The following is a 20768-nucleotide window of genomic DNA, read 5'->3' as shown; positions in this document are numbered from 1 at the left end:
GGAGACTAAAAGTCCTTCTTCTCGCAATAGAAAAAGAGACTGAGATTTAGCATTCTCGGCCTCTTCCTTATCTTAAAAAGTTCCGATACGGTTAAGTGGCCAGAAACGGAATTTTGCTTCGCCTTTGATTTCGCTAGCCTTGAAGGTACCAACATGGCGGCTGTCGCTAGAGACTAGACGATCGTCACCAAGAAGAAGGTACTCGCCTTGAGGGACAGTAAAGCTGAAGCTGGTATTGGAATTGACATCGACCGTAAAGGCTTGTGCTTTTTGAGCAAGTTCTCTAAAGTAGACTCCTTTGTTTCCTTCAAATCCTTTGCCAGTATAGGTATTTTGCAACTTTTCTGTTTTGAACAAGTTGAGGTATTCAGCTAGGTAGGGTTCATCCGTTTCTTTATCGTTGATAAAGAGTTTGTCATTTTCGTAGCGGATGGTATCTCCAGGCATACCGATGACCCTTTTGACAATGTCTTTATTTCCTTCTTCCTCATGCGCAACTACAATGTCGAAGCGGTCAATTGGGAGGTGTTTAACAACGAAGAGAACTTCTCCGTCAGCTAGGGTAGGGTCCATCGAGTGTCCTTCTACACGGACATTGCTCCAAAGAAAGATACGGCTAAGACCGACCAGTGCGATAATCAGGAAGAAAACTCCCCATTCTTTTAGAAATGTTTTAAACAAATTCATAATTTACCTTTCTAGAAGTGTTTTGGCTTTTTCAGTGTTTTTAAAATGCAGTTTGGCGCAGAAATGAAGTCCCTTCATACCATAGGCTTGAAGGATTTTGCTTGCAACCTTATCAGATGCAGTTCCAGCGCCACTTGGCAGTTGGTAGCCCAGTTCTCGTCCAAGATTTTCCAAGTTTTCGAGGAAGAGATCACGCGCAATGATGGAGCTAACTGCAACAGCCAGGTATTTTCCCTCGGCTTTTTCTTCTAAGCTAATTTTGTTTGGAAAACGGTTGGCTTCTTGCGCCAAGTACTTGTCATAGTTTTTAGGGCTTGTAAAAGCATCAATCACGATTTTTTCTGGCTGGACTCCTTTTTGAAGCAGGAGAAAGATAGCCTGATTGTGAAGGGCAACCTTTACAGAAACAGCATTGTAACGCTCTCCGATAACTTCGTTGTACTTGCTAGGTGAAAGGAGGAGCGCTTGGTGCGAAATCTTTTCCTTGAGGATTGGAGCAATCTGACGAATCTTTTGGTCTGTCAGAGTCTTAGAATCCCCCACCCCGAGTTTTCGCAAGAAGTCGTGCTGGTCAGGTGTTACGAAGGAAGCCACGACAGCCAACCCACCAAAGTAGGAACCATTTCCCACCTCATCGGTCCCAATCATAGGGAAATCTTGTCCACTGTTTTCTTGTTGAACTTGGTAGCCAAAGAAACTGGCGTATTGCTCAGCAGCTTGGCCTTGCAGGAGGACTTTTCCAGAAGTATAGATGGAAACTGTTGCCTGAGGGAAGCGCAAAAAATAGCGGATATAGGGATTTTTACTAGGACTGAGAGCCTTCTGATACTGACTTAAAAAGCTCTGAATTTCCTGTTCACTGGGTGTGAGTGTGATACTTGCCATAGTCTCTATTGTACCACAAAAGCAGGAAAATTGGTAAAAACTGACAAAGTTAGCGAAATTTGGTATAATATCGTGAGGTGAATTTTATGGCAAATCTAAATCGATATAAGTTTACATTCGGAAAAAAGACATTAACCTTAACAACCGAGCATGACAACCTCTTTATGGAGGAAATTGCCAAGGTTGCGACTGAAAAATACCAAGCAATTAAAGAACAAATGCCTGGGGCGGATGATGAAACCATTGCGCTTCTTTTGGCGGTCAATTGTCTGTCTACACAGCTCAATCGTGAGATTGAATTTGATGACAAGGAGCAAGAGTTGTTAGAACTCCGCCACAAGTTAATTGCTGTCAAACAAGAACAGAGCAAGATTGAGGATTCCCTATGATTTCAATCCTACTCTTATTGGTTCTGGCTTGGGGCTTTTACATCGGCTACCGTAGAGGTTTGGTGCTGCAAAGTTATTATTTCCTCGTTGCAGTGATTTCAGCCTTTGTTGCGGGACAGTTTTATAAATCGCTGGGAGATCACTTCCACTTGCTTGTCCCTTATGCCAATCCTCAGGAAGGACAGGGCACCTTTTTCTTCCCTTCAGACCAGCTGTTTCACCTAGACAAGGTCTTTTATGCGGGTCTCGCCTACCTTCTAGTTTTCGGAATTTGTTACAGTATCGGACGTTTTATCGGTTTGTTCCTACACTTGATTCCAACTAAAAAGCTCGATGTCAAATGGTTGCGTATCGGAGCAGGCCTTTTGTCGCTATTAGTAACCTTATTTGTCTTGCAAATGGCTCTGACCATTCTCGCAACAGTGCCTCTAGCAGTCATTCAAAATTCACTCGAAAAAAGTATAGTAGCCAAAAACATCATCCAAAGTGTCCCTTTTACGACAAACTTTATCAAACAACTCTGGGTGACAAATTTAATCGGATAAAAAGGGCGGGATTTTTCCTAGCCCTTTGTTTACAGATTGGAGGACTAGGTCAAAACCTCTAGTTGCTATGATCTTGTAAACTAGCATACAAGGAAAGAATATGAATACAAAAATACTAGAAACCTTAGAATTTAATAAAATCAAAGCCTTGTTTGAACCGCATCTTTTGACAGAACAAGGACTAGAGGAGTTAAAAGGCTTAGCTCCAACTGCCAAGGCGGATAAGATTAAACAAGCCTTTACAGAGATGGAGGAAATGCAAGCCCTATTTGTGGAGCAACCTCACTTTACCATCCTAGCGACGCGTGAGATATCAGCTGTTTGCAAGCGTCTGGAGATGGGGGCGGACCTCAATATCGAGGAATTTCTACTCCTCAAACGGGTCTTACTTGCTAGCAGAGAGTTGCAAAGTTTTTATGCCAATCTTGAAAATGTACGCTTGGAGCAGTTGGCGAGATGGTTTGAAAAACTGCATGATTTTCCACACTTGCAAGGGAGTCTCCAAGCCCTAAATGACGCAGGATTTATCGAGAATTTCGCCAGCGAAGAACTAGCACGCATTCGTCGAAAAATTCATGATAGCGAGAGTCAGGTCCGAGATGTCTTGCAAGACTTGCTCAAGCAAAAAGCGCAGATGTTGACCGAAGGGATAATTGCTAGCAGAAATGGTCGTCAAGTCTTACCAGTCAAGAACACCTATCGCAATAAGATTGCAGGTGTTGTTCATGACATCTCTGCTAGTGGAAACACAGTCTATATCGAGCCACGTGAGGTCGTGAAACTGAGCGAAGAAATCGCTAGTCTGCGAGCAGATGAGCGTTATGAGATGATTCGCATCTTGCAAGAACTATCGGAACGGGTTCGTCCTCATGCTGCTGAGATTGCTAATGACGCTTGGATTATCGGCCATTTAGACTTGATTCGTGCCAAGGTGCGTTTCATTCAAGAAAGACAAGCAGTCGTTCCCCAACTTTCAGAGAATCAAGAGATTCAACTTCTTCATGTTCGCCATCCTTTGGTCAAAAATGCAGTGGCAAACGATGTACACTTTGGTAAGGAATTAACAGCTATTGTCATTACAGGTCCCAATACTGGTGGGAAGACCATCATGCTCAAAACCCTAGGCTTGACTCAACTCATGGCCCAATCTGGATTGCCCATTCTAGCTGACAAGGGAAGCCGTGTCGGTGTTTTTGAGGAAATCTTCGCAGATATTGGGGATGAGCAGTCTATCGAACAAAGCTTGTCTACCTTCTCTAGCCACATGACCAATATCGTAGATATTCTTGGCAAGGTCAACCAGCACTCGCTCTTGTTACTAGATGAGCTTGGGGCAGGTACCGATCCGCAGGAAGGAGCAGCGCTTGCTATGGCTATTCTGGAGGATCTTCGTCTGCGTCAGGTCAAGACTATGGCGACGACCCACTATCCAGAACTCAAGGCTTATGGTATTGAGACAGCCTTTGTGCAAAATGCCAGCATGGAGTTTGACACAGCCAGCCTGCGTCCGACCTATCGCTTTATGCAGGGAGTTCCTGGTCGAAGCAATGCCTTTGAAATTGCCAAACGCCTGGGCTTGTCAGATGTCATCGTAGGAGATGCCAGCCAGCAGGTTAATCAAGATAATGATGTCAACCGTATCATTGAACAATTGGAAGAGCAAACACTTGAAAGCCGTAAACGCTTGGACAATATCCGTGAGGTGGAGCAAGAAAATCTCAAGATGAATCGAGCACTCAAAAAACTCTACAACGAACTCAACCGTGAAAAAGAAACTGAGCTTAACAAGGCGCGTGAACAAGCTGCTGAGATTGTGGAACTAGCGCTAAGTGAGAGTGACCAAATCCTGAAAAACCTCCACAGTAAGTCTCAACTCAAACCCCACGAAATCATTGAGGCCAAGGCTGAGCTGAAAAAACTGGCTCCTGAAAAAGTCGACTTGTCTAAAAACAAGGTCCTTCAAAAAGCCAAGAAAAAACGAGCTCCAAAGGTTGGGGATGATATCGTGGTTCTCAGTTATGGCCAACGTGGAACATTGACCAATCAGCTCAAGGATGGCCGTTGGGAAGCCCAAGTTGGTTTGATCAAGATGACCTTGGAAGAGAAAGAATTTGATCTTGTTCAGGCTCAGCAAGAAGCCCCAGTCAAGAAAAAACAAGTCAATGTCGTCAAACGTGCTTCTGGTCGTGGTCCGCAAGCCAGACTGGATCTCCGAGGCAAACGGTACGAAGAAGCTATGAATGAGCTGGACGCCTTTATCGACCAAGCCCTGCTTAATAACATGGCGCAGGTCGACATTATCCATGGTATCGGAACAGGAGTCATCCGTGAGGGCGTCACCAAATACCTGCAAAGAAACAAGCATGTCAAGAGTTTCGGCTATGCTCCACAAAATGCTGGAGGCAGTGGCGCTACCATTGTGACCTTTAAAGGATAGAGAGAAGAAGGAGTCAACCTTTCTGAAAAAAGAAATGAAAGGTCAAAAATTTTCATAGAATATATTGACAAAGGCTAACTTTTCTTGTAAAATAATAAAAAATAGAATACCAACACCGAATGAAGTTTAATAGAAGTGGAGAAAGGTTTGTTTTCCATGACTGTAAATGGACGGAACTCTGGAGAGACCGTGAAGGCACCGAAGGGGCAAGGCAGGCAACTGCTCAAACTCTCAGGTAAAAGGACAGAGCTAGGATAGACCACTTTTTGGCATTTATCTAAGCATTCCAGAGTACATGTATCTTGCATGTGCTCTTTCTTTTGGGGTTGAAAGATAGGAGTAGGATATGTTAGAATTGCTTAAAGAGCTTGATGCTTTCGTTTGGGGGCCTCCCCTCTTGATCTTATTGGTCGGAACGGGTATCTATTTGACCATCCGACTAGGCCTTTTGCAGGTGGCTCGTCTCCCTAAAGCCTTTCAGTTGATCTTTACCAAGGATAAGGGGCATGGCGATGTGTCGAGCTTTGCTGCTCTCTGTACGGCTCTAGCAGCCACAGTTGGTACGGGAAATATCATCGGGGTCGCGACAGCCATTAAGGTTGGTGGACCAGGGGCCCTCTTTTGGATGTGGATGGCAGCCTTCTTTGGGATGGCGACCAAGTATGCCGAAGGCTTGCTGGCCATCAAATACCGTACTAAGGATGCAAATGGAGCTGTAGCTGGAGGACCCATGCATTACATCCTTTTGGGGATGGGAGAAAAGTGGCGTCCACTTGCTATCTTCTTTGCCCTAGCGGGTGTATTGGTAGCCCTCCTAGGGATTGGTACCTTTACCCAAGTCAATTCGATTACAGAATCCATTCAAAATACAGCCCAAGTTAATCCAGCTATCACGGCTCTGATTTTATCCATTTTTGTAGGGATTGCTGTCTTTGGTGGCCTCAAATCCATATCAAAAGTTTCGACAGCAGTGGTTCCTTTTATGGCTATTGTCTATATTTTAGGAACTCTTACAGTTATTCTCTTTAATATCGAGAAAGTCCCAGCTACACTTGTTCTCATCTTTACTTCAGCCTTTAGTCCAGTTGCTGCGGTAGGTGGTTTTGCAGGTGCCAGCATTCGGATGGCTATCCAGAATGGTGTGGCGCGAGGAGTCTTTTCGAACGAATCTGGTCTTGGTTCAGCTCCCATTGCAGCAGCTGCGGCTAAGACAAACGAACCAGTAGAGCAAGGCTTGATTTCCATGACAGGAACCTTTATTGATACGTTGATTATCTGTACTCTGACAGGTTTGACCATCTTGGTAACTGGAGTTTGGAGCGGTGATTTGAATGGAGTTGCCTTGACCCAGTCAGCCTTTTCAACAGTTTTTTCACACTTTGGACCTGCCCTCTTGACCATCTTCCTTGTACTCTTTGCCTTTACGACGATTCTCGGATGGAACTACTACGGAGAACGCTGTTTTGAGTTTCTCTTTGGTGTTCGTTTTATCTGGCTTTACCGTGTAGTCTTTGTAGTCATGGTCTTGATGGGAGGATTTATCGAGTTGGATATGGTCTGGATTATCGCAGATATCGTCAATGCCTTGATGGCTTTACCAAACTTGATTGCCCTCTTAGTCTTGTCGCCAGTCGTCATTGCTGAGACTAAAAAGTATTTTAAACACTAACCCAATCACACTTTTAGTGTGATTTTTTCATTTCATAGACATTTCCTATCAAGGCGATTGAAAATATATATTATCCAAGGGGGAAATTCTATGATAGACTAAATGACAATAAAATGAAAAGAGGTTTCTTATGACAACATTTACCATCCACACAGTAGAATCAGCACCAGCAGAAGTGAAAGAAGTTCTTGAAACAGTACAAAAAGATAACAATGGCTATATTCCCAACCTAATCGGTCTCTTGGCCAACGCTCCTACCGCGCTTGAAGCCTACCGAACTGTCGGAGCCATCAACCGTCGCAATAGCTTAACACCAGTAGAGCGTGAAGTAGTGCAAATCACGGCAGCCGTAACCAATGGCTGCGCTTTCTGCGTGGCTGGACATACTGCCTTTTCAATCAAACAAATCCAGATGAATGATGATCTTCTCCAAGCCCTTCGCAACCGCACTCCGATTGAAACAGATCCAAAACTAGATACTCTAGCTAAGTTTACCTTGGCGGTCATCAATACCAAAGGGCGTGTAGGAGATGAAGCCTTGGCTGAATTTTTGGAAGCTGGCTACACGCAACAAAATGCCTTGGACGTGGTTCTGGGTGTTAGTCTTGCCAGCCTCTGCAACTATGCCAACAACCTAGCCAATACGCCTATTAACCCAGAATTACAACCCTATGCCTAGTTCGAATCAGAAAGAAAAAATGAAGACTGAGCAATCCAGTTTTCATTTTTCTATGCTATTTTAAGCGCTTTTATGCTATACTAATAATAACATGATTATTGGAGGCTCGGATGAAAAAGCTCCCCTTAGTATTCTCTGGCTGTTTATTAGGTTTAGCAGGTGCAGGAAATCTGATTGCAGATACTTGGCCAGTTCTGTCGCATTTATTTAGTCTGACTGGATTAGTTTTGTGGCTTTTCTTTCTGATTCTTCATCTTTTTAATTGGGAAGAAACCAGGAAAGAATTGACCAAGCCCCCTCTTTTATCTGGGATGGCCACTTTTCCTATGGCTGGGATGATTTTGTCGACCTATGTCTTTCGCGTATTCCCTGCTCTTCCTTTGGTAGCACAAGGGATCTGGTGGTTTTCATTTCTCTTGGATTTGGTTTTGATTGCTACTTTTACCATCAAATTTGCCTGTCCAGGTCGGAGGGTCAATGCGACTCCTAGCTGGACGGTACTCTATGTGGGGATTGCAGTAGCAGCCTTGACCTATCCTCTGGTAGGCATTATTGAGATTGCCTATGCAACCTTGAGTTTTGGTTTTGTCTTGACCTTCTATCTCTATCCGCTTATTTATAGCGATTTAAAGAAAGAACCACTCCCACTAGCCTTGCTTGGACAAGAAGGGATCTACTGTGCTCCCTTTTCTCTACTCTTGGCTTCCCTGGTTCGAGTTGGAGGAGCAGGCCTACCGACTTGGCTCCTGATCGTCATGATTTTGGCATCTCAGTCCTTCTTTTTCTTTGTTTTGACTCGCCTGCCCCATATTTTAAAGCGAGGATTTCAACCAGCCTTCTCAGCCCTCACCTTCCCAACCATTATCACAGCTACTTCGCTCAAGATGGCTCAGGGAATTTTGAAACTTCCATTTCTGGATTATCTGGTATTGGCTGAAACCGTTATTTGCCTCACTATTTTATTCTTTGTCTTGGTTGGTTATCTGATTTGGTTACGAAAAAAGGTCTAGCTAGAAATAGCTAGGCCTTATTGTTATGGTTTGATAACTTCAGCTCCACCCATGTATGGACGAAGTGCTTCTGGAATAGTTACAGAACCATCTTCATTTTGATAGTTTTCAAGAATGGCAGCCACTGTACGTCCGACTGCAAGTCCAGAACCGTTCAAGGTGTGAAGGAGTTTCACCTTGCCATCCGCTTCATCACGGTAACGGATTTGAGCACGACGGGCTTGGAAATCTTCTGTATTCGAACAGCTTGAGATTTCACGGTAGGTATTTTGGGCTGGAATCCAAACTTCCAAGTCATAAGTCTTGGCAGCTGAGAAGCCCATGTCCCCAGTAGAGAGGGCAACGACACGGTATGGAAGGTTGAGTTTTTGAAGGATGTTTTCAGCGTTGGCTGTCATTTTTTCCAATTCTTCGTAAGATTCTTCTGGTTTGGTAAATTTGACCATTTCAACCTTGTGGAATTGGTGCAGACGAATCAAGCCGCGTGTATCACGACCAGCTGAACCAGCCTCAGAACGAAATGAAGGACTCATAGCAGTGAAGTAGATTGGTAGGTCTTTACCGTCAAGGATTTCATCACGGTAGTAGTTTGTAAGAGGCACTTCAGCTGTAGGAATGAGGACATAATTAGTGTCTTTCAATTCAAAAGTGTCTTCCTTGAATTTTGGATATTGACCAGTACCAAACATTGAGTCATGGTTAACCATGTATGGTGTGATGACTTCGGTATAGCCCTCTTTACCATGCTCATCCAACATGAAGTTGTAGATAGCCCGTTCCAAACGAGCCCCAAGTCCTTTATAGAAGAGGAAACGAGCGCCCGTTACCTTACCACCGCGTTCCCAGTCAAGGATACCCAAGTCTTCACCAAGATCCCAGTGAGCTTTTGGTTCGAAGTCAAACTCGCGTGGGCTACCCCAACGGCGGACTTCCACATTGTCATCTTCATCAGCCCCAACAGGAACACTGTCAGCTGGGATGTTTGGAAGAGTAGTGGTAAATTCTGTTAATTTAGCATCGATTTCTGCCAATTCAGCATCCAAGGCTTTGACTTCAGCAGATAGGGTTTGCATTGCAGCAATCTTGTCATCGGCATTTTCCTTGTTGCGCTTGGCTTGGGCAATCTCAGCTGAAACTGTGTTACGTTCTGCTTTTAAAGTTTCAACCTTGACCAAGATGTCACGACGTTTAGCATCGATTTCTTTCATCTCATTTAAGATAGCAGCATCTACACCACGTGTAGCTAATTTTTCAGCGACAGCATCAAAATCTGTACGAATACGTTTAATATCTAACATAAGAACTCCTTTATGAAAAAAGCACACCTGACAAAGTGTTGGAGTGGCAGAGCCACGGTTCCATCCAACTTCACAGGTGTGCACTTGATTGTGTATGTAATTGTGAACAACGGTAGAATTTCACCTATCCCTCCTATCTGCTCGCAGCACCCGCAGACTTTCTGAAAGAAGAAGATAACCTACTTATCCGTTGCTATGATTATACTAAAGTTTCTACTTTTTTGCAAATAGATTTTTAAGTTTTTGTCCAATGGTCTGGAGTAGAGTCGGAAGTTTCACAACCTTGTCATTGCCAAGTTTTTCCCGAGCAATTTTGAGGATAGCTCCAGAGTCTTTTGAAGCAAAGAGGAATTTTCCTTGATCAGTGAAGACTTCAAAGTGGCGGCTGATTTTGCGACCACTTACGTTGGCTCCGATTTGCTGAATGCTGGACCAGGGGATTTGGATATATTGTTCGACATTGACATCAGGATAAAACTCTAAGGCTTGATCCCCAACTAGAAATTTTCCAACTTTTCCAGAGATAGAGAGGTAAGATGTTCCAGTGGTTTGGAGGTCAATGACTTGATTGAGTGATTGGGCCATGATTAGTCTTCCTTACTTTCACCGAAAAAGGCATGATAGAGAGCCTTGATAGCTGCTTTTTCTTGCTCTTTATTGACAACAAACATGATGGAAACTTCACTTGAACCTTGGGACATCATCTGGATGTTGATTTTATTCTCAGACAAAGCCCGTGTTGCAGTAGCAGTTACCCCGATATGGCTCTTCATCTTTTCTCCGACAATCATAATGATGGAAAGGTCATGTTCGATTTCAGCATGGTCCACTTCAGCCTTTTGAACGAGTTGACGTAGAATTTCTTCTTCTTTGATAGGAGTTAATTCACGAGAGCGGAGGATGATTGAAAGATCGTCAATACCTGTAGGCATGTGTTCCCAACCGATATTGAGGTCCTCAAGGATTTGAAGAACCTTGCGACCAAACCCGACTTCGCGGTTCATGAGGTATTTTGACATGTTGATGCTGACGAATCCTGAGTCACCCGCAATTCCTACTACAGGGAATTTATCACTACTATGTTCTAAAACAATGCGTGTTCCTGGGTGGTCAGGGTTGTTGGTATTCTTGATGACAAGAGGAATTTTTCCGCGGTAAGCGGGTAGAAGAGCTTCGTCATGAAGAACTGAAAATCCAGCGTAAGCCAACTCACGCATTTCACGGTAGGTTAATTCAGGAATGGAGTGTGGTTGGTGGATAATACCAGGATGGGCAGCAAAGATACCATCTACGTCTGTAAAGTTCTCATAGAGATCAGCCTTAACACCTGCTGCAATGATAGAACCTGTGATATCTGAACCTCCACGTGAAAAAGTACAGATTTGATTTTCCTTAGTCACACCAAAGAAACCAGGGATGACAAGGACTTCGGTGCTATCAGCCAAGCCTTCAATCTTGTCATAACTAGATGGAATGATACGTGCGTTTCCAGGTTCACTTGTGACAACAATTCCAGCTTCTCTTGGGTGAACATAGCGTGCATCGATACCGTTTTGGTTAAAGTAGGCTGCAATCAATTTGGCATTGTTATTTTCTCCAGCCGCTAGGAAGGTATCATAGAGAAATTCATTGTCCTCTATAGGAAGAGTTGCCAAGGCCCGAATACTTTTAGAGATTTTTTCTAAAACAGCAGGTTTTAACCCTAGTTCACTAACCATAGCGGCATAACGGTCAATGATCCAGCTTTGGCTAGCACTGATGTCATTTCCAGCCACGTAGTCGCGATAGTATTTAATCAAGGCATCAGTTACCTTGGTATCTTCAGCATTGCGTTTTCCGGGTGCAGAAACGACTACAAAACGGCGTTCTTTATCACTTTTAACGATATTTAAGACTTTTTCTAACTGACCAGCAGAGGCAAGCGAGCTTCCGCCAAATTTTACAACCTTCATAAGGACTCCTCAAGTAAGTGTTTTATACGATTATAGCAGAAAGAGGGGCATTTTTCAATGACGAAAATAACTTCCTATTATAATAGAAGAAAACACTAACTTATTCTGAAAAGCGATAACGATTTAAAAGTAAGAGTGTCAAATTTTACTCACACTCATAAATGATGGGTAAATAATCAGCTGAGACACTTTCCTTTAGTTTTTTCCTTGCCTCTTTATCCAAAAAAAGGTATACTTTGATGATAAAACAATTTTATTACCTTACAAAAGAAAAGGAGAAGCTATGAATCATATCTTATATCAGATCGTAGATGATCTGGCTATCATTACTTTGAATCGTCCCGAAGTGGCAAATGGTTTCCATATCCCAATGTGTGAGGAGATTTTAGAAGCTTTGACTCTAGCAGAGCAGGATCAAGCTGTGCAGTTCATCTTGATTAATGCTAATGGGAAGGTTTTTTCAGTTGGGGGAGACTTGGTTGAGATGAAACGAGCAGTAGACGAAGATGATATCCCTTCTTTGAATAAGATTGCAGAATTAGTCAATACAATTTCTTTTAAAATCAAGCAAATTCCAAAACCTGTTTTGATGGAGGTAGATGGAGCGGTTGCTGGTGCTGCAGCAAATATGGCAGTAGCAGTTGATTTCTGTTTGGCGACTGACAAGGCAAAATTTATCCAAGCCTTTGTCGGAGTGGGCTTGGCGCCAGACGCTGGTGGGATTCATCTCTTGAGTCGTAGTATTGGGGTAACACGGGCTGCACAACTTGCTATGACAGGTGAAGCCTTAACTGCTGAAAAAGCGCTAGAATGGGGCGTGGTATACCGTGTTTGTGAAGTTGACAAATTAGAAAAAACAAGAGAACAAGTTCTGAAAAAATTAAGAAGAGGTTCAGCAAACTCATACGCAGCGATTAAAAAGTTAGTTTGGGAAAGTCAATTTAAGGATTGGCAGAATTATGCTGAATTAGAATTGAAATTACAAGAATCGTTATCTTTAACTGAAGATTTTAAAGAAGGGGTTCGTGCACATTCTGAAAGAAGAAGACCGAAATTTACAGGAATGTGAAAAAATACTTGCACAATTTTTTGAAGTTTGTTATACTTCTTTTATCAAATGTTTTGATTGTAAAAGTTTTTTGAGGGGGAGGGAAACGATTTGGACTACCAACAAGTAAATGATTATCTAACATCTATTTTTAATAACGTCCTTGTGATTGAGGAGGTTAGCTTACGAGGTAGTCGATTCAAAGACATCTCCATCAAAGAAATGCACACGATCGATGTGATTGGGAAGTTCCCGGAGGCAACGCCAAGTAAGGTTTCCAAAGAACTGATGGTAACTCTTGGAACAGTGACGACGAGTTTGAATAACCTGGAGAGAAAAGGTTATATTGAGCGTATTCGTTCTGATCAGGATAGACGTGTAGTGTATCTGCATTTGACCAAGAAAGGTCGGTTAGTCCATCGTCTTCATAGACGTTTTCACAAGGCAATGGTCGAAAAAATCATCGATGGCATGAGTCCTGAGGAAATAGAAGTTATGGGTAGAGGATTAATCAATCTTTATCAATTCTTGGAGGATTTGAAATAATGGCTTTTGCAAAAATAAGCCAGGTTGCTCATTATGTTCCAGAGCAAGTGGTCACTAATCATGACTTAGCCCAAATCATGGACACAAGCGATGAGTGGATTTCAAGTCGGACAGGAATTAAACAGAGACATATCTCAAAAACAGAGTCTACAAGTGATTTGGCGACAGAAGTAGCTAAGAGCTTGTTGGCTAAAGGGAGCTTAACAGCGGATCAGATTGATTTTATCATTGTAGCGACGATTACTCCAGACTCGATGATGCCTTCCACGGCAGCTCGAGTTCAGGCAAATATCGGAGCGCATAGAGCTTTCGCCTTTGATCTGACAGCAGCTTGTAGTGGCTTTGTATTCGCTCTCTCAACTGCAGAAAAGTTTTTAAGTTCTGGACAGTTCAAAAAAGGGATTGTTATCGGGGCTGAAACCTTATCCAAGGCAGTTGATTGGTCAGATCGTTCGACAGCTGTTCTCTTTGGGGATGGTGCTGGTGGGGTTCTCTTGGAAGCGAGCGAAATACGTCACTTCCTTGTGGAAAGTCTCTATACAGATGGCTCTCGGAGCGAGTGTTTGACCTATGGTCAAACGGCTTTGGCTTCTCCTTTCTCAGATCAAGAAGCGGTTCCTGCTTTTTTGAAGATGGATGGACGAGCAGTTTTTGATTTTGCAAATCGTGATGTTGCTAGATCGATCAAAGAAACCATTGAAAATGGTCCAATCGCAGCATCGGAATTGGATTATCTCTTGCTTCATCAGGCAAATATCCGCATTTTGGATAAGATGGCTAAGAAGATCGGCGTAGACCGAGACAAACTTCCTGCCAATATGATGGAGTATGGAAATACCAGTGCAGCAAGTATCCCGATTCTGCTCTCAGAGTGTGTGGAGAATGGCATGATTCGTTTAGATGGTAGCCAGACGATTCTCCTATCAGGCTTCGGTGGAGGTTTGACATGGGGCACACTCATTCTTACAATCTAGGTAATCATGTGGTAAACACATAGTTATAAATTTTTTATATTTTAAAGGAGTCCTATCATGGCAGTATTTGAAAAAGTACAAGAAATTATCGTTGAAGAACTTGGGAAAGACGCATCAGAAGTAACACTTGAATCTACTTTTGATGATTTGGATGCAGATTCATTGGACTTGTTCCAAGTAATCTCTGAAATCGAAGATGCTTTCGATATCCAAATCGAAGCAGAAGATAACTTGAAAACAGTTGGTGACTTGGTTGCCTACGTTGAAGAGCAAACAAAATAATTAACATATTACTAGAAGGAGTAGGGGAAACCCACTCCCTCTTGTTTAGGTAATAGTTTGAAACTCAAATGATAAACTCATCGAACTATTACGTAAGCAAGGAATGATGGAGGCACTATGAAAACACGTATTACAGAATTATTGAACATTGATTATCCTATTTTTCAAGGAGGAATGGCCTGGGTTGCGGATGGTGACTTGGCTGGTGCAGTATCAAAAGCTGGTGGTCTAGGGATCATCGGTGGTGGGAATGCACCTAAAGAGGTCGTAAAGGCTAATATCGATAAAATCAAATCACTTACGGACAAACCTTTTGGTGTCAACATCATGCTCTTGTCACCTTTTGTAGAAGACATCGTTGATCTCGTGATTGAAGAAGGGGTCAAGGTGGTGACAACTGGTGCAGGAAATCCAAGTAAATACATGACTCGTTTCCATGATGCAGGAATTACAGTTATTCCTGTTGTTCCAAGTGTTGCTTTGGCAAAACGCATGGAAAAAATTGGTGCAGATGCGGTTATTGCAGAGGGAATGGAAGCCGGTGGACATATTGGTAAATTAACAACCATGACCTTGGTTCGCCAAGTTGCTGCAGCTGTTTCAATTCCGGTTATCGCAGCTGGAGGAATTGCCGACGGTGAAGGTGTCGCTGCAGGCTTTATGCTTGGTGCAGAGGCTGTTCAAGTTGGTACGCGTTTCGTAGTAGCTAAGGAATCTAACGCTCATCCAAAATACAAGGAAAAAATCTTAAAAGCGCGTGATATCGATACGACTATTTCAGCCCAACATTTTGGACATGCTGTTCGCGCCATTAAAAATCAGTTGACTCGTGACTTTGAACAGGCTGAAAAGGATGCCTTTAAACAAGAAGATCCAGATTTAGAAATCTTTGAGCAAATGGGAGCTGGTGCTCTTGCTAAAGCCGTTGTTCATGGAGATGTAGAAGGTGGATCCGTCATGGCAGGTCAGATTGCTGGTTTGGTTTCTAAAGAGGAAACTGTCGAAGAAATCCTAAAAGATCTACACTATGGTGCAGCCAAAAAAATTCAAGAAGAAGCCTCTCGTTGGGCAGGAGTTGTAAGAAATGACTAAAACAGCCTTTCTATTTGCAGGTCAAGGTGCTCAGTATCTAGGAATGGGGCGAGATCTCTATGATCGCTACCCTATCGTCAAGGAAACAATTGACCAAGCCAGTCAGATTTTGGGTTATGATCTACGTGACTTGATTGATAAGGAAGAAACCAAGCTAAACCAGACTCGTTATACGCAGCCAGCTATTTTAGCGACTTCGGTTGCTATTTACCGACTATTGAAAGAAAAGGGTTATCAGCCGGATATGGTAGCAGGATTGTCTCTTGGGGAATATTCTGCTCTTGTAGCAAGTGGTGCCTTGGACTTCGAAGAGGCAGTTGCCTTGGTTGCTAAGCGTGGTGCTTATATGGAAGAGGCTGCACCTGCAGGATCTGGAAAGATGGTAGCCGTTCTTAATACTCCAGTTGAAGTGATTGAGGAAGCTTGTGAAACAGCCTCTAAAGTTGGAGTAGTGACTCCAGCTAACTACAACACCCCAAGCCAAATCGTTATCGGTGGTGAGGTGGCTGCGGTTGACCGCGCAGTTGAACTCTTGCAGGAAGCAGGAGCAAAACGACTGATTCCTTTAAATGTATCTGGTCCTTTCCATACAGCTCTTCTTGAGCCAGCCAGTCAGCAACTAGCTGGAGCTCTTGAAGGAGTGAGTTTCTCTGACTTTACTTGCCCACTAGTCGGCAATACGGAAGCTACTGTTATGGAAAAAGATCGAATCCAAGAGCTTTTGACGCGTCAGGTCAAAGAACCTGTTCGTTTTTATGAAAGTATTGCTGTGATGCAGGATGCTGGGGTAACCAACTTTATTGAAATTGGTCCGGGTAAGGTCCTATCAGGCTTTGTCAAAAAAATCGATAAAACAGCTCAGCTAGCTAACGTTGAAGACCAAGCAAGCTTGGATACTTTGTTAGGAAACTAATGATCCCTTCTCCCACAAAATACAACAGGAAATAGGAGAAATAGAATGCAACTTACAAACAAAAATGTCTTTGTAACAGGTTCAAGTCGTGGTATCGGACTTGCCATTGCTCACAAATTTGCCCAACTAGGCGCTAATGTAGTCTTGAATAGTCGCGGAGCAATCTCAGAAGAATTGCTGGCTGAGTTTTCAAACTATGGTGTCAAAGTAGTACCGATCTCAGGTGATGTTTCAGACTTTGCAGATGCAAAACGCATGGTGGAAAAAGCAATCGCAGAACTCGGTTCGGTTGATGTCTTGGTCAACAATGCTGGGATTACTCAGGATACCCTCATGCTTAAGATGACCGAGGAAGACTTTGAAAAAGTGATTAAGATCAACTTGACAGGTGCTTTCAACATGACGCAAGCAGTCTTGAAACAGATGATCAAGGCACGTGAAGGTGCGATTATCAATATGTCGAGTGTGGTCGGTTTGATGGGAAATATCGGACAAGCCAACTATGCGGCTTCTAAAGCGGGTTTGATTGGGTTTACCAAGTCAGTAGCACGTGAAGTTGCCAATCGTAATGTGCGCGTAAATGCTCTTGCACCAGGAATGATCGAGTCAGATATGACTGCTGTTTTGTCTGATAAGGTCAAGGAAGCGACATTGGCCCAAATCCCAATGAAACAGTTCGGTCAAGCAGAACATATCGCAGATGCTACAGTGTTCCTGGCTGGACAGGATTATTTGACTGGACAAGTTCTCGCTGTTGATGGCGGACTTAGCATGTAAAAATAAGGAAAGATATAGGTAAGACAGATGAAACTAAATCGAGTTGTAGTAACAGGTTACGGATTGACCTCTCCTATCGGAAATACTCCAGAAGAATTTTGGAACAGTTTGCAAACTGGAAAAATTGGAATTGGAGAAATCACTAAATTTGACCACAGCGAATTTGCTGTGCACAATGCAGCAGAAGTCCAAGATTTCCCATTTGATAAATACTTTGTCAAAAAAGATACCAACCGTTTTGACAACTATTCTTTGTATGCCTTGTATGCGGCTCAAGAAGCGGTGACAAATGCAAATCTTGATGTAGAAGCAATCGATAAAGATCGTTTTGGTGTCATCGTTGCTTCAGGTATTGGAGGAATTAAAGAAATCGAAGATCAGGTTATCCGTCTTCATGAAAAAGGTCCAAAACGCGTTAAACCAATGACACTTCCAAAAGCCTTGCCAAATATGGCTTCAGGAAATGTTGCTATGCGTTTCGGAGCAAACGGTATCTGTAAATCAATCAATACAGCCTGTGCCTCATCAAACGATGCCATTGGGGATGCCTTCCGTTCTATCAAGTTTGGTTTCCAAGATGTCATGTTAGTTGGTGGATCAGAATCATCTATCACTCCTTTTGCCATTGCTGGATTCCAAGCTTTGACAGCCCTATCAACTACAGAAGATCCAGCTCGTGCTTCTATTCCATTTGACAAAGACCGTAACGGTTTTGTCATGGGAGAAGGTTCTGGAATGCTGGTTCTTGAAAGTCTTGAACATGCTGAAAAACGTGGTGCAACTATCTTGGCTGAAGTAGTTGGTTATGGTAATACCTGTGATGCTTACCATATGACTTCACCTCATCCAGAAGGTCAAGGTGCGATTAAGGCTATGAAGTTGGCTTTGGAAGAAGCAGAAATTTCTCCAGAGCAAGTGGCTTACGTCAATGCCCACGGAACTTCAACTCCTGCTAATGAAAAAGGAGAAAGTGGTGCGATTGTAGCTGTCCTTGGTAAAGAAGTACCTGTATCTTCAACCAAGTCCTTTACAGGACACTTGCTTGGTGCTGCAGGGGCAGTAGAAGCCATCGCTACCATTGAAGCCATGCGTCATAACTATGTACCAATGACAGCTGGAACAAGTGAGTTGTCAGACTATATCGAAGCGAATGTCGTTTATGGACAAGGATTGGAGCAAGAAATCCCTTATGCTATTTCAAACACTTTTGGTTTTGGTGGACACAATGCGGTTCTTGCTTTCAAACGTTGGGAGAATAAATAATTATGAATTTAAATGAGATCAAGGACTTGATGGCTCAATTTGACCAATCAAGTTTGAGAGAATTTTCTTATAAAAATGGAACGGACGAATTGCAGTTCAGTAAGAATGAAGCAAGAATGGCTTCTGAAGTACCAGCTCAAGTTGTTCCAGCGCCAGCTGCAGTAGCTGCAAGTCCAGTAGTTTCGGCCCCTTCAACTCCAGTTGAGAGTGCAGTGGAAGAAGCTCCAGCACCAGCTGAAACGACGGTTGCTCCAGCGGGTGATGTCGTTGAAAGTCCACTTGTAGGGGTGGCTTACTTGGCTGCTGGACCAGATAAACCTGCCTTTGTCACAGTCGGAGACAGTGTTAAAAAAGGTCAGACTTTGGTGATCATCGAAGCCATGAAAGTCATGAATGAAATCCCTGCACCTAAAGATGGTGTGGTGACAGAAATTCTCGTTTCAAATGAAGAAATGGTTGAGTTCGGTAAAGGATTGGTACGTATCAAATGATCGATATTCAAGGAATCAAAGAAGCTCTACCCCATCGCTACCCCATGCTCCTAGTGGATCGTGTCTTGGAAGTGAGCGAAGATACCATTGTTGCCATTAAAAATGTGACCATCAACGAACCTTTCTTCAATGGTCATTTTCCTCAATACCCAGTCATGCCAGGTGTTCTTATCATGGAGGCCTTGGCTCAGACTGCTGGTGTCTTGGAATTGTCCAAACCTGAAAATAAAGGGAAACTGGTCTTCTACGCTGGCATGGACAAGGTTAAGTTCAAGAAGCAAGTTGTACCAGGTGACCAATTAGTCATGACGGCTACTTTTGTTAAACGTCGTGGTACGATTGCTGTGGTTGAAGCAAAGGCTGAAGTAGATGGTAAGCTTGCAGCGAGTGGTACTCTTACCTTTGCAATTGGAAACTAAGGAGGTTCTCCATGTTTCGTAAAATTTTGATTGCCAACCGTGGTGAGATTGCGGTTCGCATTATTCGAGCTGCGCGTGAATTGGGCATTGCGACCGTGGCAGTTTATTCAACTGCTGATAAGGAAGCCCTTCACACACTCCTAGCGGATGAAGCTATCTGTATCGGACCTGGTAAGGCGACAGAATCTTATCTCAATATCAATGCAATTTTGTCTGCTGCGGTCTTGACAGAAGCAGAAGCCATCCATCCAGGTTTTGGATTTCTTAGCGAAAACTCCAAATTTGCCACGATGTGTGATGAAGTAGGGATTAAGTTCATCGGCCCTTCTGGTGCTGTGATGGATACCATGGGAGATAAGATCAATGCGCGTGAGCAAATGATCAAGGCTGGGGTTCCAGTTATCCCAGGATCTGATGGTGAAGTTCACACGGCTGAAGAGGCGCTTGCAGTTGCAGAAAAAATTGGCTATCCAGTCATGCTTAAGGCATCGGCAGGTGGTGGTGGAAAAGGGATTCGTAAGGTTGAAAAGGCAGAAGACTTGGTCGCAGCCTTTGAGACAGCATCCAGTGAAGCTAAGGCCAATTTTGGAAATGGCGCTATGTATCTTGAGCGTGTGATTTATCCAGCTCGTCATATCGAAGTTCAGATTCTTGCAGATCAAGAGGGTCATGTTGTCCATCTTGGTGAACGGGATTGTTCACTCCAACGGAATAACCAAAAGGTCTTAGAAGAAAGCCCATCCATTGCGATTGGCAAAACCCTTCGTCATGAAATTGGTGCTGCAGCCGTTCGTGCAGCAGAGTCTGTAGGCTATGAAAATGCAGGGACGATTGAATTTCTTCTCGATGAAGCCAGTGGCAATTTCTACTTCATGGAAATGAATACTCGTGTGCAAGTTGAACACCCAGTCACAGAGTTTGTTTCAGGTGTTGATATCGTGAAGGAGCAGATTCGCATTGCTGCCGGGCAACCTTTACCTTTCAAACAAGAAGATATTGTCCTACGAGGTCACGCTATCGAATGCCGGATCAATGCGGAAAATCCAGCATTTAACTTTGCTCCAAGCCCAGGTAAAATTACCAACCTCTACCTTCCAAGTGGAGGAGTTGGATTGCGTGTAGACTCTGCAGTCTATCCAGGTTATACCATTCCTCCTTACTATGATAGTATGATTGCTAAAATCATTGTTCATGGGGAGAATCGTTTTGATGCCTTAATGAAGATGCAACGGGCACTTTATGAACTTGATATTGAAGGAGTGCAAACCAATGCAGACTTCCAGTTGGATCTGATTTCAGACCACCGAGTTATCGCTGGTGACTACGATACTTCCTTCTTGATGGAAACTTTCTTGCCAAAATACCAAGAAAAAGAATAGACTTTCAAATAGTATGAGAACTAAAAGGGGGAG

General features: G+C 43.3%; 22 protein-coding genes and 1 riboswitch. Of the genes, 17 read left to right on the top strand and 5 right to left on the bottom strand.

The window, feature by feature from the left end; translation table 11 throughout:
• Positions 1 to 72 precede the first annotated feature (72 nt).
• Both lepB and rnhC read right to left on the bottom strand, forming a co-directional pair.
• Entirely contained in the window at positions 73 to 687 is a 615-nt protein-coding gene (lepB, locus tag O3655_RS04285) for a signal peptidase I (protein ID WP_001048171.1), read from the bottom strand.
• Positions 688 to 690: 3 nt separating this feature from the next.
• A complete protein-coding gene (gene rnhC, locus O3655_RS04280) occupies positions 691 to 1572 on the bottom strand; it encodes a ribonuclease HIII (RefSeq protein ID WP_049520869.1) in 882 nt (293 codons plus the stop codon).
• Between the two features lie 86 nt (positions 1573 to 1658).
• Here rnhC and zapA point away from each other — a divergent pair, with 86 nt between their 5' ends.
• From zapA to O3655_RS04250, 6 genes are all read left to right on the top strand, one after another.
• Positions 1659 to 1961, top strand: coding sequence for a cell division protein ZapA (zapA, locus tag O3655_RS04275; RefSeq protein WP_000002028.1), 303 nt, complete (start codon positions 1659 to 1661; stop codon positions 1959 to 1961).
• Positions 1958 to 2506 carry a CvpA family protein gene (locus O3655_RS04270; RefSeq protein ID WP_084944335.1) on the top strand — a complete coding sequence of 183 codons (549 nt, stop codon included), beginning with the start codon at positions 1958 to 1960 and terminating at the stop codon, positions 2504 to 2506. The genes zapA and O3655_RS04270 overlap by 4 nt, the downstream gene beginning before the upstream one ends.
• Before the next feature lie 100 nt (positions 2507 to 2606).
• On the top strand, positions 2607 to 4943 hold the full coding sequence (locus tag O3655_RS04265) for an endonuclease MutS2 (protein WP_371641193.1): 2337 nt from the start codon (positions 2607 to 2609) through the stop codon (positions 4941 to 4943).
• Positions 4944 to 5111: 168 nt separating this feature from the next.
• Positions 5112 to 5200, top strand: a riboswitch (glycine riboswitch).
• 89 nt (positions 5201 to 5289) lie between these two features.
• Entirely contained in the window at positions 5290 to 6612 is a 1323-nt protein-coding gene (locus O3655_RS04260; protein WP_000891455.1) for a sodium:alanine symporter family protein, read from the top strand.
• A gap of 130 nt (positions 6613 to 6742) precedes the next feature.
• Entirely contained in the window at positions 6743 to 7291 is a 549-nt protein-coding gene (locus O3655_RS04255) for a carboxymuconolactone decarboxylase family protein (RefSeq protein WP_000206774.1), read from the top strand.
• A gap of 110 nt (positions 7292 to 7401) precedes the next feature.
• The gene (locus O3655_RS04250; RefSeq protein WP_000735943.1) at positions 7402 to 8301 is read left to right on the top strand and encodes a TDT family transporter; all 900 of its coding nucleotides are present in this window, start codon (positions 7402 to 7404) and stop codon (positions 8299 to 8301) included.
• Between the two features lie 23 nt (positions 8302 to 8324).
• On the opposite strand, the gene serS is transcribed toward O3655_RS04250, so the two are convergent.
• From serS to O3655_RS04235, 3 genes are all read right to left on the bottom strand, one after another.
• Positions 8325 to 9599 (bottom strand): serine--tRNA ligase, encoded by a 1275-nt coding sequence (gene serS / locus O3655_RS04245; RefSeq protein ID WP_084917733.1) that lies wholly within the window; start codon positions 9597 to 9599, stop codon positions 8325 to 8327.
• A 213-nt stretch (positions 9600 to 9812) separates the two neighbouring features.
• Entirely contained in the window at positions 9813 to 10184 is a 372-nt protein-coding gene (locus O3655_RS04240; protein WP_000079379.1) for a DUF956 family protein, read from the bottom strand.
• A 2-nt stretch (positions 10185 to 10186) separates the two neighbouring features.
• Complete coding sequence (locus O3655_RS04235) at positions 10187 to 11551, bottom strand: aspartate kinase (protein ID WP_000869637.1); 1365 nt, start codon at positions 11549 to 11551, stop codon at positions 10187 to 10189.
• Between the two features lie 283 nt (positions 11552 to 11834).
• Between O3655_RS04235 and O3655_RS04230 the strand changes: the two genes are divergently transcribed.
• The 11 genes from O3655_RS04230 (at position 11835) to accC (ending at position 20735) form a co-directional block, all read left to right on the top strand.
• Positions 11835 to 12620, top strand: a complete 786-nt coding sequence (locus O3655_RS04230) for an enoyl-CoA hydratase (protein ID WP_001015588.1) — start codon at positions 11835 to 11837, stop codon at positions 12618 to 12620.
• Positions 12621 to 12710: 90 nt separating this feature from the next.
• Positions 12711 to 13145: a MarR family winged helix-turn-helix transcriptional regulator gene (locus O3655_RS04225; RefSeq protein WP_033630318.1), complete on the top strand. Its 435-nt coding sequence runs from the start codon at positions 12711 to 12713 to the stop codon at positions 13143 to 13145.
• Positions 13145 to 14119, top strand: a complete 975-nt coding sequence (locus O3655_RS04220; protein WP_042902827.1) for a beta-ketoacyl-ACP synthase III — start codon at positions 13145 to 13147, stop codon at positions 14117 to 14119. Before O3655_RS04225 ends, O3655_RS04220 begins: the two co-directional genes overlap by 1 nt.
• A gap of 57 nt (positions 14120 to 14176) precedes the next feature.
• On the top strand, positions 14177 to 14401 hold the full coding sequence (locus O3655_RS04215; RefSeq protein WP_000257840.1) for an acyl carrier protein: 225 nt from the start codon (positions 14177 to 14179) through the stop codon (positions 14399 to 14401).
• 117 nt (positions 14402 to 14518) lie between these two features.
• Positions 14519 to 15493 (top strand): enoyl-[acyl-carrier-protein] reductase FabK, encoded by a 975-nt coding sequence (fabK, locus tag O3655_RS04210; protein ID WP_247931347.1) that lies wholly within the window; start codon positions 14519 to 14521, stop codon positions 15491 to 15493.
• Positions 15486 to 16406 (top strand): ACP S-malonyltransferase, encoded by a 921-nt coding sequence (fabD, locus tag O3655_RS04205; protein ID WP_371641192.1) that lies wholly within the window; start codon positions 15486 to 15488, stop codon positions 16404 to 16406. Before fabK ends, fabD begins: the two co-directional genes overlap by 8 nt.
• Positions 16407 to 16451: 45 nt before the next feature.
• Complete coding sequence (gene fabG, locus O3655_RS04200; protein ID WP_001177616.1) at positions 16452 to 17183, top strand: 3-oxoacyl-[acyl-carrier-protein] reductase; 732 nt, start codon at positions 16452 to 16454, stop codon at positions 17181 to 17183.
• A gap of 27 nt (positions 17184 to 17210) precedes the next feature.
• A complete protein-coding gene (fabF, locus tag O3655_RS04195) occupies positions 17211 to 18446 on the top strand; it encodes a beta-ketoacyl-ACP synthase II (protein WP_268721006.1) in 1236 nt (411 codons plus the stop codon).
• A gap of 2 nt (positions 18447 to 18448) precedes the next feature.
• Positions 18449 to 18937 (top strand): acetyl-CoA carboxylase biotin carboxyl carrier protein, encoded by a 489-nt coding sequence (gene accB, locus O3655_RS04190; protein WP_001052306.1) that lies wholly within the window; start codon positions 18449 to 18451, stop codon positions 18935 to 18937.
• Positions 18934 to 19356 (top strand): 3-hydroxyacyl-ACP dehydratase FabZ, encoded by a 423-nt coding sequence (fabZ, locus tag O3655_RS04185; RefSeq protein ID WP_000565515.1) that lies wholly within the window; start codon positions 18934 to 18936, stop codon positions 19354 to 19356. Before accB ends, fabZ begins: the two co-directional genes overlap by 4 nt.
• Positions 19357 to 19367: 11 nt before the next feature.
• Complete coding sequence (gene accC, locus O3655_RS04180) at positions 19368 to 20735, top strand: acetyl-CoA carboxylase biotin carboxylase subunit (RefSeq protein ID WP_049519395.1); 1368 nt, start codon at positions 19368 to 19370, stop codon at positions 20733 to 20735.
• The last annotated feature ends 33 nt before the right edge of the window (positions 20736 to 20768 follow it).

It is taken from the genome of Streptococcus sp. 27098_8_70 (assembly GCF_041432215.1).
Lineage (GTDB): Bacteria > Bacillota > Bacilli > Lactobacillales > Streptococcaceae > Streptococcus > Streptococcus oralis_CP.
Note: the sequence above shows the minus strand (reverse complement) of the source record. Positions and strands in the feature narration are given on the sequence as shown.

Bases quoted from the DNA above. Each gene is read 5' to 3' on its own strand.
- lepB (WP_001048171.1), bottom strand. From the start codon at position 687: ATGAATTTGTTTAAAACATTTCTAAAAGAATGGGGAGTTTTCTTCCTG.
- fabF (WP_268721006.1), top strand. From the start codon at position 17,211: ATGAAACTAAATCGAGTTGTAGTAACAGGTTACGGATTGACCTCTCCT.
- O3655_RS04260 (WP_000891455.1), top strand. From the start codon at position 5,290: ATGTTAGAATTGCTTAAAGAGCTTGATGCTTTCGTTTGGGGGCCTCCC.
- accB (WP_001052306.1), top strand. From the start codon at position 18,449: ATGAATTTAAATGAGATCAAGGACTTGATGGCTCAATTTGACCAATCA.
- fabK (WP_247931347.1), top strand. From the start codon at position 14,519: ATGAAAACACGTATTACAGAATTATTGAACATTGATTATCCTATTTTT.
- fabD (WP_371641192.1), top strand. From the start codon at position 15,486: ATGACTAAAACAGCCTTTCTATTTGCAGGTCAAGGTGCTCAGTATCTA.
- O3655_RS04240 (WP_000079379.1), bottom strand. From the start codon at position 10,184: ATGGCCCAATCACTCAATCAAGTCATTGACCTCCAAACCACTGGAACA.
- O3655_RS04270 (WP_084944335.1), top strand. From the start codon at position 1,958: ATGATTTCAATCCTACTCTTATTGGTTCTGGCTTGGGGCTTTTACATC.
- serS (WP_084917733.1), bottom strand. From the start codon at position 9,599: ATGTTAGATATTAAACGTATTCGTACAGATTTTGATGCTGTCGCTGAA.
- O3655_RS04215 (WP_000257840.1), top strand. From the start codon at position 14,177: ATGGCAGTATTTGAAAAAGTACAAGAAATTATCGTTGAAGAACTTGGG.
- rnhC (WP_049520869.1), bottom strand. From the start codon at position 1,572: ATGGCAAGTATCACACTCACACCCAGTGAACAGGAAATTCAGAGCTTT.
- O3655_RS04250 (WP_000735943.1), top strand. From the start codon at position 7,402: ATGAAAAAGCTCCCCTTAGTATTCTCTGGCTGTTTATTAGGTTTAGCA.
- fabZ (WP_000565515.1), top strand. From the start codon at position 18,934: ATGATCGATATTCAAGGAATCAAAGAAGCTCTACCCCATCGCTACCCC.
- O3655_RS04235 (WP_000869637.1), bottom strand. From the start codon at position 11,551: ATGAAGGTTGTAAAATTTGGCGGAAGCTCGCTTGCCTCTGCTGGTCAG.
- O3655_RS04255 (WP_000206774.1), top strand. From the start codon at position 6,743: ATGACAACATTTACCATCCACACAGTAGAATCAGCACCAGCAGAAGTG.
- O3655_RS04220 (WP_042902827.1), top strand. From the start codon at position 13,145: ATGGCTTTTGCAAAAATAAGCCAGGTTGCTCATTATGTTCCAGAGCAA.
- O3655_RS04265 (WP_371641193.1), top strand. From the start codon at position 2,607: ATGAATACAAAAATACTAGAAACCTTAGAATTTAATAAAATCAAAGCC.
- O3655_RS04230 (WP_001015588.1), top strand. From the start codon at position 11,835: ATGAATCATATCTTATATCAGATCGTAGATGATCTGGCTATCATTACT.
- zapA (WP_000002028.1), top strand. From the start codon at position 1,659: ATGGCAAATCTAAATCGATATAAGTTTACATTCGGAAAAAAGACATTA.
- accC (WP_049519395.1), top strand. From the start codon at position 19,368: ATGTTTCGTAAAATTTTGATTGCCAACCGTGGTGAGATTGCGGTTCGC.
- fabG (WP_001177616.1), top strand. From the start codon at position 16,452: ATGCAACTTACAAACAAAAATGTCTTTGTAACAGGTTCAAGTCGTGGT.